18 protein-coding genes are annotated in these 16,965 nt (G+C 60.3%); 7 read left to right on the top strand and 11 right to left on the bottom strand.

What is annotated here, in order from left to right:
• Nucleotides 1-94 precede the first annotated feature (94 nt).
• Nucleotides 95-1,720, bottom strand: coding sequence for a methyl-accepting chemotaxis protein (locus PSH69_RS23155; RefSeq protein ID WP_019581435.1), 1,626 nt, complete (start codon nucleotides 1,718-1,720; stop codon nucleotides 95-97).
• Nucleotides 1,721-1,995: 275 nt separating this feature from the next.
• Here PSH69_RS23155 and PSH69_RS23160 point away from each other — a divergent pair, with 275 nt between their 5' ends.
• Nucleotides 1,996-3,018 (top strand): transporter, encoded by a 1,023-nt coding sequence (locus PSH69_RS23160; protein ID WP_019581436.1) that lies wholly within the window; start codon nucleotides 1,996-1,998, stop codon nucleotides 3,016-3,018.
• Nucleotides 3,019-3,255: 237 nt separating this feature from the next.
• A complete protein-coding gene (locus PSH69_RS23165; RefSeq protein ID WP_305409941.1) occupies nucleotides 3,256-4,872 on the top strand; it encodes an inorganic phosphate transporter in 1,617 nt (538 codons plus the stop codon).
• Between the two features lie 17 nt (nucleotides 4,873-4,889).
• Here PSH69_RS23165 and PSH69_RS23170 read toward each other — a convergent pair whose 3' ends face one another.
• Entirely contained in the window at nucleotides 4,890-5,786 is an 897-nt protein-coding gene (locus PSH69_RS23170) for a LysR family transcriptional regulator (protein WP_305409942.1), read from the bottom strand.
• A gap of 121 nt (nucleotides 5,787-5,907) precedes the next feature.
• Here PSH69_RS23170 and PSH69_RS23175 point away from each other — a divergent pair, with 121 nt between their 5' ends.
• Nucleotides 5,908-6,666 (top strand): SDR family NAD(P)-dependent oxidoreductase, encoded by a 759-nt coding sequence (locus tag PSH69_RS23175; RefSeq protein WP_305409943.1) that lies wholly within the window; start codon nucleotides 5,908-5,910, stop codon nucleotides 6,664-6,666.
• Nucleotides 6,667-6,709: 43 nt separating this feature from the next.
• On the opposite strand, the gene PSH69_RS23180 is transcribed toward PSH69_RS23175, so the two are convergent.
• On the bottom strand, nucleotides 6,710-7,147 hold the full coding sequence (locus PSH69_RS23180) for a multidrug/biocide efflux PACE transporter (protein WP_305409944.1): 438 nt from the start codon (nucleotides 7,145-7,147) through the stop codon (nucleotides 6,710-6,712).
• 89 nt (nucleotides 7,148-7,236) lie between these two features.
• Between PSH69_RS23180 and PSH69_RS23185 the strand changes: the two genes are divergently transcribed.
• Nucleotides 7,237-8,091, top strand: a complete 855-nt coding sequence (locus tag PSH69_RS23185) for a LysR family transcriptional regulator (RefSeq protein ID WP_018926428.1) — start codon at nucleotides 7,237-7,239, stop codon at nucleotides 8,089-8,091.
• A gap of 123 nt (nucleotides 8,092-8,214) precedes the next feature.
• On the opposite strand, the gene PSH69_RS23190 is transcribed toward PSH69_RS23185, so the two are convergent.
• From PSH69_RS23190 to PSH69_RS23200, 3 genes are all read right to left on the bottom strand, one after another.
• A complete protein-coding gene (locus PSH69_RS23190; protein ID WP_305409945.1) occupies nucleotides 8,215-9,450 on the bottom strand; it encodes an RNA polymerase sigma factor in 1,236 nt (411 codons plus the stop codon).
• Nucleotides 9,451-9,525: 75 nt separating this feature from the next.
• Nucleotides 9,526-9,870 (bottom strand): YciI family protein, encoded by a 345-nt coding sequence (locus tag PSH69_RS23195; RefSeq protein ID WP_305409946.1) that lies wholly within the window; start codon nucleotides 9,868-9,870, stop codon nucleotides 9,526-9,528.
• A gap of 98 nt (nucleotides 9,871-9,968) precedes the next feature.
• A complete protein-coding gene (locus tag PSH69_RS23200; RefSeq protein WP_018926431.1) occupies nucleotides 9,969-10,394 on the bottom strand; it encodes a nuclear transport factor 2 family protein in 426 nt (141 codons plus the stop codon).
• Nucleotides 10,395-10,533: 139 nt separating this feature from the next.
• Between PSH69_RS23200 and PSH69_RS23205 the strand changes: the two genes are divergently transcribed.
• Both PSH69_RS23205 and PSH69_RS23210 read left to right on the top strand, forming a co-directional pair.
• Complete coding sequence (locus PSH69_RS23205) at nucleotides 10,534-11,019, top strand: N-acetyltransferase (protein ID WP_305409947.1); 486 nt, start codon at nucleotides 10,534-10,536, stop codon at nucleotides 11,017-11,019.
• 19 nt (nucleotides 11,020-11,038) lie between these two features.
• Nucleotides 11,039-11,644, top strand: a complete 606-nt coding sequence (locus PSH69_RS23210) for a pyridoxamine 5'-phosphate oxidase family protein (protein ID WP_305409948.1) — start codon at nucleotides 11,039-11,041, stop codon at nucleotides 11,642-11,644.
• Between the two features lie 8 nt (nucleotides 11,645-11,652).
• Here the strand turns inward: PSH69_RS23210 and PSH69_RS23215 are convergent, their stop codons facing one another.
• The 3 genes from PSH69_RS23215 to PSH69_RS23225 all read right to left on the bottom strand — a co-directional run bounded on the left by PSH69_RS23215 (nucleotide 11,653) and on the right by PSH69_RS23225 (nucleotide 13,459).
• Nucleotides 11,653-12,141: a GNAT family N-acetyltransferase gene (locus PSH69_RS23215; RefSeq protein ID WP_305409949.1), complete on the bottom strand. Its 489-nt coding sequence runs from the start codon at nucleotides 12,139-12,141 to the stop codon at nucleotides 11,653-11,655.
• Nucleotides 12,142-12,241: 100 nt separating this feature from the next.
• Nucleotides 12,242-12,727, bottom strand: coding sequence for a GyrI-like domain-containing protein (locus PSH69_RS23220; protein ID WP_305409950.1), 486 nt, complete (start codon nucleotides 12,725-12,727; stop codon nucleotides 12,242-12,244).
• 69 nt (nucleotides 12,728-12,796) lie between these two features.
• A complete protein-coding gene (locus tag PSH69_RS23225) occupies nucleotides 12,797-13,459 on the bottom strand; it encodes a LysE family translocator (protein WP_064616407.1) in 663 nt (220 codons plus the stop codon).
• A 139-nt stretch (nucleotides 13,460-13,598) separates the two neighbouring features.
• Between PSH69_RS23225 and alaC the strand changes: the two genes are divergently transcribed.
• Nucleotides 13,599-14,816 (top strand): alanine transaminase, encoded by a 1,218-nt coding sequence (gene alaC, locus PSH69_RS23230; RefSeq protein ID WP_305409951.1) that lies wholly within the window; start codon nucleotides 13,599-13,601, stop codon nucleotides 14,814-14,816.
• 178 nt (nucleotides 14,817-14,994) lie between these two features.
• On the opposite strand, the gene PSH69_RS23235 is transcribed toward alaC, so the two are convergent.
• Both PSH69_RS23235 and PSH69_RS23240 read right to left on the bottom strand, forming a co-directional pair.
• Complete coding sequence (locus tag PSH69_RS23235) at nucleotides 14,995-16,347, bottom strand: GntP family permease (RefSeq protein ID WP_305409952.1); 1,353 nt, start codon at nucleotides 16,345-16,347, stop codon at nucleotides 14,995-14,997.
• A gap of 81 nt (nucleotides 16,348-16,428) precedes the next feature.
• Complete coding sequence (locus PSH69_RS23240; protein WP_019651720.1) at nucleotides 16,429-16,962, bottom strand: gluconokinase; 534 nt, start codon at nucleotides 16,960-16,962, stop codon at nucleotides 16,429-16,431.
• Between the last annotated feature and the right edge of the window lie 3 nt (nucleotides 16,963-16,965).

The raw sequence follows: 16,965 nt of genomic DNA on the forward strand, positions 1-16,965 counted from the left end.
AGTTTGGGTAACTTGCGTCATCGTCAGGCGCGGCACGAACTTGAGAGCGACTGTGTACCGACTCGGTAACCGATTCGGTACACAGCCCATTTCACTAGGCGCTCAACCGCGCCGTCACCTCATTCAATTGCCCCGACAGCCCATGCAGGTTGTGGCTGGCCGCTTCGGTGCGCTGCACGTTGTCCAGGTTGGTGCTGGCGATGCTGGTGATTTCGGTGAGGTTGCGCGAGATGTCTTCGGCCACTGAAGTCTGTTCTTCTGCGGCGGTGGCGATCTGGCGGTTCATGTCGCGAATGGCTTCCACGGCATGGGTGATCCGCTCGAGCATGGCGCCGGCCTGGGTCACTTGCTCGACGCTTTGCTCACTGCGCGACTGGCCGCTTTCGATGGCCTGGGCCGCATCCACCGCACCGGTTTGCACGGTTTGAATGATCTGGTTGATCTCGATGATCGACGCTGCCGTGCGCTGGGCCAGGCTGCGTACTTCATCGGCGACCACCGCAAAGCCGCGCCCGGCTTCACCGGCACGGGCCGCTTCGATTGCCGCGTTGAGCGCCAGCAGGTTGGTCTGTTCGGCAATGCCGCGAATTACTTCCAGCACCTTGCCGATGCGCCCGCTGTCTTCTTCCAGACGACGGATGACCGTGGCGGTGTTGGCGATTTCACCACGCATTTGGGTGATGGTGTGAATGGTGCCCTGCATGACCTTCTCGCCTTGCTGGGCGGACTGATCGGCATCGTCGGCCGCACGTGCCGCTTCGGCGGCGTGGCGCGCGACTTCTTGCGCGGTGGCGGACATTTCGTTCATCGCCGTGGCCACCTGATCGGTGCGATTGAACTGCTCGTTGGTGCCGCTGGCCATAAGGCCGGCAATCGAGTTCAGCTCACCGCTGGCACTGTCCAGGTCCGACGCGCTGCGCTGCAAACGACTGAAGGTTTCGGCGAGGAAATCGCGCAAGGTGTTGGCGGCCCTGGCCAGGTTGCCCAACTCGTCCTGACGGGTGCTGGCCACGCGTTCGGCGAACCGGCCCTGACTGAGTTGCGCCACGTAGTCAATCAGTTTGCGGATCGGCTCCACCAGGTTGCGATTGACCAGCCACAGACTCAACAAACCAATCAGCAGGCCCGACACCAGCATCACCGCGAGCCCCGACAACACCGTCTGATCGGCACTGGCACTGATCAATTTCGATTGTTCGACACTCTGCTTGCGCAGTTCGCCGACCAGTTCATTCATCTGCTCGCTGGCGGCGCGGTCCACGCCCTTGACCGCATTGTCGCCGGCCGCTGGGTCGGCACCGGCCGCCACGTAGGCATCACGGCCCTTCTGATACGCCGCACCTAATACACGATGCTCCTCACGCAGGCGTTCGATGCGGGTCTTGAGTTGCGGCTCCATACCCTTCTGCCCGGCCAGTTCACCAAGGATACCCTGCACATTGCGCTGCCCCTCCTCGAACTGCTTCCAGTATTTGTCCAGGTCCGCGGGTTGCTTGCCGCGCAGCAGGACGTTTTTCCACTCCTGAACCTGCACCTTGAATTGCAGGTTGGCTTCATCAATCAATTGCGAAGTGTGCAACGGGCCTTCAATCAGATTCGCGTAGCTCTGAACGCCGTTGGACAGAAAGTGAAAGCAGGCCAAAGCGATCAACAACATCGCCAACAGGCTGCCACTCAACAGGGCGAGAATTTGTGCTCGAAGGGACTTTTGCAAAGACATCGGGAAGTACTCGAAACAGGAATGAGGCACGCTGATGAAGGCGTGAAAAGTATCCGGACATCCCTGTCTGCCACATTGGCCCTTGGCCGAAGGCGCGCAAACGTAACCCAAGCGTGATCGGCGTTCCAGAGCGGTTCTTGAGGAGAATCCGACCATCGGTATCGCAATCGTTTGCGTACACCTCGCCGTCACACAACCGTCATGAGCGCTTGCAATGATGGGGCTCAAGTGAACCTGTGAAACCCGCGACAGGCGCCTCCTCGCAGCGAGACTTCATGAACCACAGCATTGACCAACGCCATCGCGATTCCGACCTGTTCGGCCTGCTTTACGGTTTCAGTTTTCGCCCCGGCGAGCGCGGTCGAGAGATCGATTCGGCCAAGGCACTGCACTGCCTGCAACAACCGGACGACAGTGATGAGTTTCTCTGGCTGCACCTGAACCTGGCTCATGCGGCGTGCGAGCGCTGGATGAAAAGCCATCTGGAATTGCCCGACGAGTTTTTCGAAGCCTTGCACGAGGGGTCGCGTTCGACGCGCATCGAGCATGTCGATTCGGCGTTGCTGGCGGTGGTCAACGACGTGGTGTTCAACCTCAGCAGCATGGTTTCCTCGGATGTCTCGACGCTGTGGGTCTGCGCCCGCAGTCGGCTGATCATCAGCGCGCGCCTGCAACCGCTGCACTCGGTGGACAAGCTGCGCTCTTCGGTGAAGGCCGGTGAATGCTTTCGCTCACCGCTGGAATTGCTGGTGCATTTGCTGCGTGATCAGGGCGAAGTGCTGACGCAAATCGTGCGCAAGACCAGCCTCAGTGTCGATCAGATCGAAGATGAATTGCTGTCGTCGCGCCTGTCCACCAACCGCGCCGAACTGGGCGCCAACCGCCGGGTGCTGGTGCGCCTGCAACGGTTGCTGGCACTGGAGCCGGGCTCGTTGCTGCGCCTGCTCAATCGCCCGCCGCAATGGTTGCAGAAGGAGGACGTCAAGGAGCTGCGCAAATCCACCGAGGAGTTTGCGCTGATCATCAACGACCTCACTGCGCTCGGTGAGCGGATCAAGCTATTGCAGGAAGAAATCGCCGCCAATCTCAACGAGCAGAGCAACCGCACACTGTTCACCCTGACCGTGGTCACGGTGCTGGCGCTGCCGATCAACATCATTGCCGGTTTCTTCGGCATGAACGTCGGCGGGGTGCCGCTTGCCGGTGATCCGGAGGGGTTCTGGATTCTGGTGGCGCTGGTGGCGACGTTTACCCTGATTGCCGGGCGCTGGGCGTTTCGTAAGCGGCGCGATTATTAAGCAAAGTACCAAGGCTTTATCCCAGATCGCTCGTTCCCATGCTCCGCGTGGGAATGCATCCTTTGACGCTCCGCGTCAAACGCTGGACGCAGAGCGTCCGGGGCGGCGTTACCACGCGGAGCGTGGGAACGATCCGCGGTGTCGCAAAAAAAACCAAACACTGACCCAGCGCAGTCTCACTGTAATATTTAGCAACGATCATGGCCGATACTCCTTCTCTGCTCAGGATTTTCCGGCATGGCTACGCCTTCCTTCACTGCCGCTTCCCAGGCGCCCGTCAGTAGCGCCAGGCCGCAGTTCGATAAAAAACCCGGCCTGCTCACCTTCGTGATGTTCTTTGCCGTGCTGGGCAGCGGGCTGTTGTTCACCGCCTACAGTCTGATGCACGACATGAGCGAACTCGGCACGGTGGTCACCACCTGGACGCCGTTTCTGCTGTTGGGCGTCGCCCTGTTGATTGCCTTGGGCTTTGAGTTCGTCAACGGTTTTCACGACACCGCCAACGCCGTGGCGACGGTGATTTACACCCACTCCTTGCCGCCGAATTTCGCCGTGGCCTGGTCCGGGTTCTTCAACTTCCTGGGGGTGTTGCTGTCCAGCGGCGCGGTGGCGTTCGGCATCATCGCCCTGTTGCCGGTGGAGCTGATTCTGCAGGTCGGATCCTCCGCCGGTTTCGCGATGATCTTCGCCCTGTTGATCGCCGCCATTCTGTGGAACCTCGGCACCTGGTGGCTGGGTTTGCCGGCTTCTTCATCGCACACCCTGATCGGCTCGATCATCGGTGTCGGCGTGGCCAATGCCTTGATGCACGGCCGCGACGGCACCAGTGGCGTGGACTGGGCCCAGGCGACCAAGGTCGGTTACGCGTTGCTGCTGTCGCCGCTGATCGGCTTCGCATTTGCCGCGTTGTTGCTGCTGGCGTTGCGTGTCTTCGTCAAAAATCGCGCACTGTACAAGGCGCCCAAGGGTGATACCCCGCCACCGTGGTGGATTCGCGGCATGTTGATTCTGACCTGCACCGGCGTGTCCTTCGCCCACGGCTCCAACGACGGCCAGAAAGGCATGGGCCTGATCATGCTGATTCTGGTGGGCACGCTGCCGATGGCGTATGCGCTGAACCGCACCATGCCGGCGGATCAGGCCTTGCAATTCGCCGCGGTGGCCGAAGTCACCCAGCAAGCCCTGATGAGAAACACACCACTGCCGATGCCCACCGATCCACGCCCGGTGCTGACCGACTACATGCGCAACAAGGAAGCCACCCCGCAACTGATCCCCGCCCTCGCCGCGCTGGCAGGCCAAATCGGTAACGAAGTGAAGGGTTACGGCTCGCTGTCGAAAGTCCCGGCCGAAGCGATGGGCAACGTGCGCAACGACATGTACCTGACCAGCGAAACCATTCGCCTGATGGACAAGAACAAGGTCGGCAACTTCGACGCCGACACCGCCGGCAAGCTGCAACTGTTCAAGCAACAGATCGACAACGCCACGCGGTTCATTCCGCTGTGGGTGAAGATCGCGGTGGCCATCGCCCTGGGGCTGGGCACCATGGTCGGCTGGAAACGCATCGTGGTGACGGTCGGCGAGAAAATCGGCAAGACGCACCTGACCTACGCCCAAGGCGCCTCGGCGGAAACCGTGGCGATGCTGACCATCGGCGCCGCCGACATGTTCGGCCTGCCGGTATCGACTACCCACGTGTTGTCTTCAGGCGTGGCCGGGACCATGGTCGCCAACGGTGGCGGCTTGCAGATGAAGACCATCCGCAACCTGCTGATGGCCTGGGTGCTGACCTTGCCGGCGGCGATTGTGCTGTCGGGCAGCTTGTACTGGTTGTTCACCAAGCTGTTCTGAAGTATCGCGCCCACAGGTCATGCGTTGGACTGGATGATTTGCCCCAGCCAGTCCATGAACGCCCTGACCCGCAACGGTAAATGCCGTTGCCGGGCATAGAGCAGCGAGACTTCCATGGACGGTGCATTGAACTGCGGCAGTACCGCGACCAACTCGCCGCTGTGCAGGTACGACTGCAGCCCCGTCACTGGCGCCTGGATCAAGCCGAAACCACCCAGGCATGCCGACTCATAAGCGTCGGTGCTGTTCACCGTGATGCTGCCTGCCATTGGCACTCGATGCAGTGTGCCCCCCTCCTCGTACAGAAAACCTTCCGACCGCGCGCCCAATACACCGACGTAATGGACCAGCCGATGCTGTGCCAGATCTTCAATTTGTTCAGGCACGCCATAGCGCTGCAAATACGCGGGGCTGGCGCAGTTGACCATGGCGAAATCGCATAAATGACGCGCGACCACCGATTGATCCGGCTGCGCGCCAATCCGCACCACGCAGTCAAACCCTTCGCTGAGCAAATCGACCCGGCGGTCGGTGCTGCTGATTTCGAGTTCCAGATGAGGGTGCCGCGCCATGAATTCCGGCAAGCGTGGCATCACCACGCGACGGGCCAGAATGTTCGGCATGTCGATGCGAATCCGCCCGACGAGTGAAGCCTCGTCCTGGCGAAACAACCCCTCGATTTCATCCATGTGCGACAGCAAGTCCTTGCTGCGTTCGTACAACACCAGACCGTCCTGCGTCGCCTGAACCTTGCGCGTGGTGCGTTGCAACAGACGCGTGCCCAGCAGTGTTTCCAGGGCCTGGATGTGCTCGGACACCGTAGACCTGGGCAAGCCCAGGCTTTCCCCCGCCAGGGTAAAACTCGACATTTCGCTGACGCGGACGAAGGTGCGCAGCAGTTCCAGTTTGTTCATGGGCCGACCTTCTATTGTTCGGATTAATCGACCAGTGATTCCGATTTCAACCTGTTTATCACCCTGAGGCGGATAAATAAACTTTCTCCACATCATCACTCACTGCTCTTGAGGAAGTCCCATGAACCGTAAAATCGCATTGATCACCGGCGCCAGTCGCGGTCTTGGCAAAAGCACCGCCCTGCATCTGGCAGCGCAAGGCATCGACATCATCGGCACCTACAACAGCCAGGCTGGCGATGCGCAGGCACTGGTCGCGGAGATTGAAAAACTCGGTGGCCGCGCCGCCATGCTGCAACTCGACGTCGGCCAGAGTGAACACTTCGCCGATTTCAGCACCCGGGTTGGAGAGGTGTTGCGCGAACACTTCGATCGTCAGCATTTCGATTTTCTGATCAACAACGCAGGCGTCGGCATTCACGCGAACTTCGTCGACACCACGGTGGCGCAGTTCGACTTGCTGATGAACGTCCATTTGAAGGGGCCGTTTTTCCTCACTCAGAGCCTGCTGCCGTTGATGGCTGACGGCGGGCGCATCATCAATATCTCCAGCGGCCTGACCCGCTTCAGCCTGCCGGGTTATGGCGCCTACGCGGCGATGAAGGGCGCGATGGAAGTGCTGACGCGCTACCAGGCCAAAGAACTCGGTGCGCGCAATATTGCGGTGAATACGCTGGCACCGGGCGCCATCGAAACCGATTTCGGCGGTGGAACAGTGCGCGATAACAACGACGTGAACAGCTACGTCGCCGGCAATACAGCGTTGGGTCGTGTAGGTAAACCGGACGATATCGGGGGCGCGATTGCGTTGCTGTTGGCGCCGGATGGCCAGTGGATCAACGGGCAGCGCGTCGAGGCTTCGGGGGGGATGTTTCTGTAAGCAAAGAGCAAAAGATCGCAGCCCCAGGCTGCGATCTCTGCTTTTACCCTTCCAACGCCCTGCGCATCATCAACCGCTCCCGCACCACGTCATAACCCCAGTGGTACACGTAGGTGTACGGCAGGAAAAACAGCAGCACGCCAATGTCCAGCAGGAACGCCTGCCACAGGCTGATCTTCAGCCACCAGGCAATCAACGGCACCCCAAACGCCACCAGCCCGCCTTCGAACAACAGTGCATGCACCACCCGCACCCAAGCGTTACGCACAATGGCAAAGCGCTTGAGCAAGCGGTCGAACAGGCCGTTGAAGACCACGTTCCAGGCCAAGGCAAGGGCTGCAATCGCCATGGTTGCCACGCCCATTTCCAGCATGGGTTTGTCCATGACCCAGGCCAGCAGCGGAGTACAGATCAATATCGCCAGCAGTTCGAAACCGATGGCCTGGAGAATTCGTTCAGTGATGGATTTGTTGGCGTTCATGGCCAGACTCCCTGAGTGACTGTGGTTGCCATGATCTATCCTCACACCGATACTTCATAACCAATAACCATCGATCAAGGCGATAGTTCATGGCTTCCCACGAAGTGTTGCTGGCGTTTGTAGAGGCCGCGACCCAAGGCTCGTTTTCCGCCGCGGCGCGCAAGCTCGGGCGCAGTCAGTCGACCATCAGCGCCGCCGTGGCGAGCCTGGAAATCGACCTGAACCTTGTCCTCTTCGACCGCAGCAGTCGCAAGCCGAGCCTGACTCCGGCCGGGCACGTCATGCTGCAACGGGCCGAGGAGATTCTGGCCGCCACCAGCCGTCTGGAAATGACCGCCAGCCAACTGTCCCAAGGCATCGAGCCAAAGTTGACCGTGGCGATTTCCGACACTTACCAGTCCGACCGTTTCGAAGCGGCGCTCAGTGCTTTCGAGCAGCGGTATCCAGACCTGGAACTTGAATGCCTGATCGCCGAATGCGATGACCTCGTGGCACTGGTACAACGCGGCCGCGCGCACGTCGCCTTCGCCGAAATGCAGGACAGCTACCCGCCGGATCTGGTCAGTTCGACGGTGGACGAGCGCACGGAAATCGCCCTGTTCGTGTCCCACGCGCACCCATTGGCGACGCTGAACGACATCGATCAGGACGTGCTGCAACAGCACCGCGAACTGCGTCTGGCGACGATCGTCAATCCGTATGAAAGCCGCGCGAAGGGGCGGGTCTGGTCGGCGCCAAGTTACCTGATGCTGCTGGAAATGGCCCAGGGCGGGTTCGGCTGGGCACCGTTGCCGCGATGGCTGGTGGGACGGTTCGGGGCTGGCTCGTTGGTGGAATTGAAAGTGCGCGGCTGGCCGAAACCGGTGTATGTCGATGCGCTGTGGTCGCGTTTGCACCCGCCGGGGCCAGCGGGGAGTTGGTTATTAGGCAAGATGCTGGAATGAAGGTCCTGCGGACCTTATCGCGGGCAAGCCACGCTCCCACAGGATTGAGGCGATCACACCTTTGCGATTCGATACAATCCTGTGGGAGCGTGGCTTGCCCGCGATGGGGCCATTGAAATCATATCACTCCAACGCCCGGAGCCGTCCCTCGATAAACCGCCGCTCCGGCACCTGCTGTGTCAATTCCAGCGCCCGTTGATACGCCGCTCGCGCCTCTTCCACCCTTCCCAACTGCCGGCAAAACTCTGCCCGTGCCGAATGCGCCAGGTGGTAATCCAGCAACTCGCCCCGGGCCAGAATCCCTTCGATCAACGTCAGCCCTGCCTGTGGGCCATCGCGCCTGGACAGCGCCGCCGCGCGGTTCAGTTCGATCACCGGCGACGGCACCGCCCGCAGCAGCACGTCGTACAGACCGACAATCTGTGCCCAGTCCGTCTCTGCCGCCGAGGGTGCTTCGGCATGCACCGCGGCAATCGCCGCTTGCAGGCAATAAGGTCCGAAGCGCCGCGTGGTCAGCGCCCGCTCAATCAAGGCGCAGCCTTCGGCAATCAGCTCGGCGTTCCACAACGAGCGATCCTGTTCATCCAGCACAATCAGCTCACCGTTCGCGGAGGTCCTGGCCGGGCGCCGGGACTCATGCAACAGCATCAGCGCCAGCAGCCCCATCACCTCCGGTTCAGGCAACAGTTCCATCAACAACCGACCGAGACGAATCGCTTCGCGCGTCAGGTCTTCACGGGTCAGCTCGCTGCCGACAGACGCCGAGTACCCTTCGTTGAACACCAGGTAGATCACCCGCAACACGCTGTCGAGTCGCTCGGGAAGTTCCGCCAGGGTAGGCACTTGGTAAGGGATTTTCGCGTCACGGATCTTGGCCTTGGCGCGCACGATGCGCTGGGCGATGGTGGCCGGTGCCGAGAGAAATGCCCGGGCGATTTCTTCCGTGGTCAGGTCGCAGACTTCGCGCAGAGTCAGCGGCACTTGAGCGTCCGCCGCCAGCGCCGGGTGACAACAGGTGAAGATCAGGCGCAGGCGATCGTCTTCCACGTCTTCGTCACTCCAGTCGGCCTGCTCCAGCGCCTCCAGTTGAGCGATCAACAATGGCCGGGACGCGTTAAAGCGCGCTCGCCGGCGCAACACATCAATGGCCTTGAAACGGCCGGTGGACACCAGCCAGGTGCGCGGATTGTCCGGCACACCGTCACGCTGCCAGCGCTCGACCGCGACGAAGAACGCCTCGTGCAGCGCCTCTTCGGCGAGGTCGAAATCGCCGAGCAAACGGATCAGGGTCGCCAGGATTCGCCGCGACTCGTCGCGGTAAACCTGCTCGACTTGCGCCCGTACCGATTCGCCCGGCATCAGTCCGGCATGCCTGGGGCCATTTTTCGCTGGACGTATTGCGCACTCATAAAAGAACTCCGTTGTGAGGATTACTCAGGGATTTAACTGGCGAACAGGCCGCACCTCGACGCAGCCGACCCGGGCCGCCGGAATGTTACCGGCGACCTGGAGGGCTTCATTGAGGTCCTTGGCATCGATCAGGTAGAAGCCGGCCAACTGCTCCTTGGTTTCAGCGAACGGGCCGTCGGTGATCGACATTTTGCCGTTGCGCATGCGCACGGTGGTCGCGGTCTGCACCGACTCCAGCGCTTCGGCGGCGATCATCCGGCCGCTGCCCTGGATCGACTCGGCATAGGCCATGCACTCGGCGTCGTTGGGGCTTTCGGGCATCGAGTGCAATGCGTGCTCGTTGCTGTAGACCAGGCATAAATACTTCATGGGACTCTCCATTTCAGGCGGCTTTGCCGTGACCGAACTGATCAACTATGGCTGTCGATTGGCGCTTTGGCGCTGCTTTCCGATAAACAGCCCGACCATCAGGGTTCCAGGTTGAACAGCGCCGCGCCGCTGGTCATGTCGAACGGAGCCGACCAGTGTTCGTGGACGATCTGCCAGAGCCCCGCCTCCTGCCGATAGCACGCGGTGACGCGCATCCAGCAAGCCTGGGTTTCACCCTTTTCATTGGTGCCGCCGCAATGCGCCAGCCAGTGAGCGAAAGCGATCTCCTGCGACGGCACGACGTTGATTTCATGGAACTCGAAAATATGCGGGCCGGGGCACATCTCCATGCATTCCTGCCAATGCGCACGGTAGGCCGCCTTGCCCTTGAATTGCAGGGCTTTGACGGCATCGAAGGAGACGATGTCGTCGGCGTACAGGGCCATGACCTTTTCCACGTCCTTGGCGATGACCGCCTGGCGGTAGTTCTCGATCAAGTTATGGATTTGTGTCTGAGCGTTCATGAGGCTTCTCCACGTTTTTTGTTGAAGACACCTTTAGTCGTCTGGCGAAAAACCAAATCGACAACCGAAATAAAAATAATCCATGGAGGCAAACTCGCTAGAATCCGAGGCTCATTTTTGTTGGAAAAAGGACACTCCAGTGACAGCCCGACTCGTGCCTTACGAAAGCCTGAACGCCTTGCAGCGCCGACAGGTCGAGGCCATCGAAATCCACGCCGAACAAATCAGATTCTCCGGCGACATCCACGGTGCATTGCACACCTTGCTGTCCAAACCGTGCCCTGGCGTCAAAGGCTTTGCCCTGTTGGCCGAAGAGGTTCCGGTGGCCTTCCTGCTGCTCAAGCGCCCGCCGGTGCTGCCGGCCTGGGCGAACGAACACAGCGCCACCCTGCACGCCCTGCAAGTCGATCACCGTGCCCAGGGCAAAGGTTACGGCAAGGCCTGCCTGCAAGCCCTGCCCGAGGTGGCGCGCCAGGCCTGGCCGGAAATCAAAGGGCTGGAATTGTCGGTGGATGCGGACAATGAATCGGCCATCGCGCTGTATGCCAAATACGGTTTTGTCGACAGCGGCGAAGCGTACAAAGGCCGGATCGGTTACGAACGACGGATGGGACTGGTTTTCTGATTCATGGAGGGATGAACGAATGTTGAACTCAATCGAAGCGCTGGAAGCGATCTACGGCCTGCCCCATGAACGCGCGGTACGCAAGCAGATCCCCTTTCTGAACGAGGACTATCAGGCGATGGTCCGCGCCTCGCCGCTGGTGATTATCAGCTCGGTCGGCCCCGACGGCATGGACGGTTCACCGCGTGGCGATACGCCAGGTTTTGTGCGGATCATCGATGAGCGCACGCTGGCGATCCCGGATCGCCCCGGCAACAACCGCATCGACACGCTACGCAATGTCGTGCTCGACTCACGGGTATCGCTGCTGTTCATCATTCCGGGGATCGGCGAGACGCTGCGGGTCAACGGCACGGCGCAGATCAGCGCCGAACCGGCATTGCTGGAGAGTTTTGCCGTCAATGGCAAACCGGCGCGCACGGTAATGCTGGTGACGGTGGAAGCGGCGTATTTCCATTGTTCGAAAGCGATTGTGCGTTCGGATTTGTGGAACCCCGAGCGCTACCTCGAGCGCTCTGCCCTGCCGACGGCGGGGGCGTTTCACAAACGGCTGAATAATGGGCAGTTCGATGCCGAGACGTATGACCGGGAAGCGCCGGCCAGGGTGCGCGATAGCCTCTATTAGAAGATCGATCAAAGGTCCAGAATCATCTCATGCCACGCCATCCCGCCATGGTCGGACGCCGAAGGCTTGATGTAGGCAAAACCAAACCCGGCATACAGCGCAATGTGCCGCTCTTTGCACATCAAGTGGATGCTGGCCTTGTTCAGTGCGCGCATGCGCTGGATGAACTCAGCCATCAAGCGTTTCGCCAGGCCTTGCCCCTGATAATCCGGATGCACCACCACCGACATGATCACCACATGCGGGCCGGCCGGGTCGTGGCCGATCAGTTCCTTGAACGCTTCGTCCGACATTTCCACCTCGAACGCCGCACCGGAATTGACGAAACCGGCTACAACGCCATCCACTTCGGCGACGATGAAGCCCTCGGGCCAGGTGGCGATGCGGGTGGCGATTTTCTCGCGGGTGGCGGCTTCGTCGCCTTCGTAGGCAACGGTTTCGATGGCGTAGCAGCGGTCCAGGTCAGCGGGAATGACGTGGCGGATGACGGTGTTCATGGCAGCTCGGAATCGGCGGGGAAAGGCTGGGATCATAAATTAATAAGGTGTTGATATCGATCAGAGAGGCGGACCGCCGATCCGCCCCTCGCCCCGTTCATCACGCTTTGAGCGGTACCCAGATTTCCAGCACGCCGGTATTGAGCTTCGGGTTGAAATCGTCGCTGTAGCGCTCGAACTCCGGGGCATCCGCTGCCTCGTGACCGGACTGCGGCAACCAGGTGTTCCAGATGTACTGAAAAGTCTGGGGCAAGGTATCCAGCGAGCCCTTGTGCTCGAACACCGCATAATACTGGGGCTGAATCTCGACCCAGCGGTATTTCTCGGGCAAATCGTCGAGCTTGCTGATCTCGACACCGGCGATGTATTCGAAACCGCCCTTGCCATCCGGGTTGCAGCAAACGCCGTAGGTCACTTCGCCCTTTTGCCCGGGAACATTGCCGATGTGGGGAACGAATTTATCCCAGAGCTCGGGAATCTTGCCGGCCGTCTCTTGGGTAAATCGCCCGCCAAGCCCCGCTATGAGCATGAAGTGCCCATTTTCGAAGCGTGGTTCTGCCGGTTCGACGCGTTTTTGCTCATCCATGACTCGACTCCTGGGAACGAAAAAAGAAGGTTCGGCTGGGAGTATAGAGGCCAAACCCGATTCGCCCAGTCAGAGCCCCGGAAGCTGCCCGGCGGTGGGCGCACCGATAAACTCGTTGTAACCCGAAAGAATCACGTACACCGCGAAATAGCAGAAGATCGCGGCTGATGCCATGTAGGAATAACGCAACAGTTTGTCACCGAGCAACTTGCCGCCATGGCTCGCCGCGAAGCACAGCGTGACGCACCAGAGAATTCCCGCGCAGAGGAATCCACCGAGAAACAACGCCGAACTGAGGGTGCCGCCGCCACCGGAACGGGCAATCAGGGTGCCGCCCACCGCGGCGAACCAGAGAATCGCACTGGGCGACGACATGGCGAGGAAAATCCCCCTCAAGAACTCTTTGCGATGGGAGTTGTGGCCAACGTCGGCGGTCTCGGCCAATACGGCACTGTGGTAGATCGCCGAATGAATCATCTTCGCCGCGAAGTACAGCAGCAACGCCGACCCACCGATCCACAACACCCAACGTACGGTTTCGTATTGCAGCAATACGGTCATGCCGGCCAGGGCCAGCACTGCGTAAATCAGGTCGCCGACACAGGTCCCCAGCCCCAGGGCAAAGCCTTGGAAATAGCCGCGCTGCATCGCCAGCGTGATCATCGCGATATTGGCCACGCCGATGTCCAGGCACAGCGAAAGGCTGAGCAGGAAGCCACTGGTAAATTCCATCAACCCGTTTCCTTCGGAAAAAATTGTTTACGTAGAGGCTGGACAGTTTGCCATACCTGCCCTTACATTCCGCCACAGGCCACCGCAGTGGCCAGCGTCGCTCGGACGGTTCCGGGCGCTTACGTTATTCGAGGCAACAATGGCCGAACAAGGTTCGCCGCGCCGCTTTGCGCGCATAGATCGACTCCCCCCTTACGTTTTCAACATCACTGCCGAGCTGAAGATGGCCGCCCGTCGTCGTGGCGAAGACATCATCGACTTGAGCATGGGCAACCCCGACGGGGCAACGCCGCCGCACATCGTCGAAAAACTGGTCACCGTCGCCCAGCGCGAAGACACCCACGGCTACTCCACGTCCAAAGGGATTCCGCGCCTGCGTCGGGCGATTTCCAATTGGTACAAGGATCGCTACCAGGTTGATATCGACCCGGAAAACGAAGCCATCGTCACCATCGGTTCCAAGGAAGGCCTGGCGCATTTGATGCTGGCCACCCTCGACCAGGGCGACACCGTGCTGGTGCCGAACCCGAGCTACCCGATTCACATCTACGGTGCCGTGATTGCCGGCGCCCAGGTGCGGTCGGTGCCGCTGATCCCTGGCGTGGATTTCTTCGCCGAGCTGGAACGGGCGATTCGCGGTTCGATCCCGAAACCGAAGATGATGATCCTGGGCTTTCCGTCCAACCCCACCGCCCAGTGCGTGGAGCTGGATTTCTTCGAACGGGTGATCGCCCTCGCCAAACAGTACGACGTTCTGGTGGTGCACGACCTGGCCTACGCCGACATCGTCTACGACGGCTGGAAAGCCCCGTCGATCATGCAAGTGCCCGGCGCCAAGGACATCGCGGTGGAGTTTTTCACCCTGTCCAAGAGTTACAACATGGCGGGCTGGCGCATCGGCTTCATGGTCGGCAACCCGGAACTGGTCAACGCTCTGGCGCGGATCAAGAGCTACCACGACTACGGCACCTTCACCCCGCTGCAGGTCGCGGCCATTGCGGCGCTGGAAGGCGATCAGCAATGCGTCAAAGACATCGCCGAGCAGTATCGGCAACGTCGTAACGTATTGGTCAAAGGCCTGCATGAATTGGGCTGGATGGTCGAAAACCCAAAGGCGTCGATGTACGTCTGGGCCAAGATTCCCGAGGCGTATGCACATTTGGGCTCGCTGGAATTCGCCAAGAAACTGCTGGCCGAGGCCAAGGTCTGCGTCTCGCCGGGTGTCGGGTTTGGTGAGTACGGGGACGATCATGTGCGCTTCGCGCTGATCGAAAACCAGGACCGGATTCGTCAGGCCGTACGCGGAATTCGCGGGATGTTCCGGGCGGATGGGCTAGTAACCAAAACCAACGCCTGACACGTTGATCGTTCCCACGCTTTGCGTGGGAGCGCAGCCCGGGACGCTCCGCGTCCCTTCCAGAGCCGAACGCGGAGCGTCCGTAGAGGCATTCCCACGCAGAGCGTGGGAACGATCATCACAGTAGCCCCACAAAAAAACCGCATCGCTGCGGTTTTTTTGTGCCTGCCAAATGTGTTTAGACGAACAACGACAACAGCAGAATAAAGCCCAGGCCCACTACGGACAGGATGGTTTCCATCGCGGTCCAGGTCTTGAAGGTTTCCGCCACGGTCATGTTGAAGTACTGCTTCACCAGCCAGAAACCGGCGTCGTTGACGTGGGACAGGATCAACGAACCGGCACCGGTGGCCAGCACCAGCAGCTCACGGTTCACACCCGGAATCATCCCCACTACCGGCACCACGATGCCAGCGCCAGTGATGGTCGCCACGGTTGCCGAACCGGTCGCGATGCGAATCACCGCGGCTACCAGCCAGGCCAGAAGGATCGGCGAGATCTGAGCCGCCACCGCCATGTGACCGATCACATCACCCACACCGCTAGTCACCAGCATCTGCTTGAAGCCGCCACCGGCACCGATGATCAGGATGATCGCAGCAGTCGGTGCAAGGCTCGAGTCCAGCCATTTGAGCATCTGTTGCGAACCGATGCCCTGCTTGTAGCCGAAGGTGTACAGCGACAGCAGCAACGCCAGCAAGAGGGCCGAGATCGGGTGACCGACCAGGTCCATGAAGGTGCGGAAGAAGTTGCCGTCCGGCAGCACCACATCGGCAAAGGTCTTGAGCAGCATCAGGAACACGGGCGAGAGCACGGTGACCAAGGTAATGCCGAAGCTCGGCAGATCGGCGGAATCCGACTCGCGCGCCAGTTGGTCCACCAGCTCCTGATTCGGATGACCGGGAATGTACTTGGCAATGAACGTACCGTAGATAGGACCGGCGATGATGGCCGTCGGCAGCGCAACGATCAGACCGTAGAGAATGGTTTTACCAATGTCGGCACCGAACACGCCGATCGCCAGCAACGGACCCGGGTGCGGAGGAACCAGACCGTGCACGGCGGACAGACCGGCCAGCAGCGGGATACCGATCTTGATGATCGACACGCCGGTACGACGGGCAACGATGAACACCAGCGGGATCAGCAGCACGAAGCCGATTTCGAAGAACAGCGGGATGCCGACCAGGAAGGCCGCGAACATCATGGCCCACTGCACCTTGTCCTTGCCGAAGGCTCGAATCAGGGTCTGGGCGATCTGATCCGCCCCGCCGGACTCGGCCATCATTTTGCCGAGCATGGTGCCCAACGCCAGGATGATCCCGACGAAACCGAGAACGCCACCGAAACCGTCCTGGAACGCCTTGATGATGGTGCCGATCGGCATACCGGAGGTCAGCCCGAGGAACGCGGCGGCGATGATCAATGCAATGAACGGGTGAAACTTGAACTTGGTGATCAGGACAATCAAGCCGATCACCGTGACCACTGCATCGAGCAGCAGAAACGACTCGTGGGACATGCCAAACATGGGGGGTGTCTCCTGTTTGTTGTTGTTATTAAAGCGATTAATCAGAAGCCGTCAGGACAGCGCTATCTTTTGCAGCAAAACTCAACTGGCGAGTTTCAAGCCGTGATCGAGCCACCAACGGTGGGCCTGAGCGGCCAATTCGTCGACGCTGTGGCTCGAAGCGTCCAGAGCCAAGGTCAGGGGCTCACCAACGGGCGATTCAAGGGTGGCGAACTGGCTGTCGATCAGGGTCGACGGCATGAAGTGGCCCGGCCGATGGGAGACACGATCGGCGGCGACTTCAGGGGTCAGCTCAAGGAACACAAAGCCCAGGCCCGGCAAGGCACTGCGCAAGCGTTCGCGGTAACTGTGTTTGAGGGCCGAACAGGTCAGCACCGGGCGCTCGCCACGGGCGTCGACGCGGCGCAGTTCATCGCACAGGCTGTCGAGCCAGCCGGCACGGTCTTCGTCATTAAGGGGGATACCCGCGCTCATCTTTTCGATATTGGCGGCAGGGTGGAAAGTGTCGCCTTCAATGGCGGTTGCGCCGCTGAGCTGGCACAGGGCCTGGCTGACGCATGTCTTGCCGCAACCGGCAACGCCCATGATGACCAGGGCGGTGATGGAATGATTCATGTA

Source organism: Pseudomonas sp. FP1740, assembly GCF_030687165.1.
In the GTDB taxonomy this organism is placed as follows: domain Bacteria; phylum Pseudomonadota; class Gammaproteobacteria; order Pseudomonadales; family Pseudomonadaceae; genus Aquipseudomonas.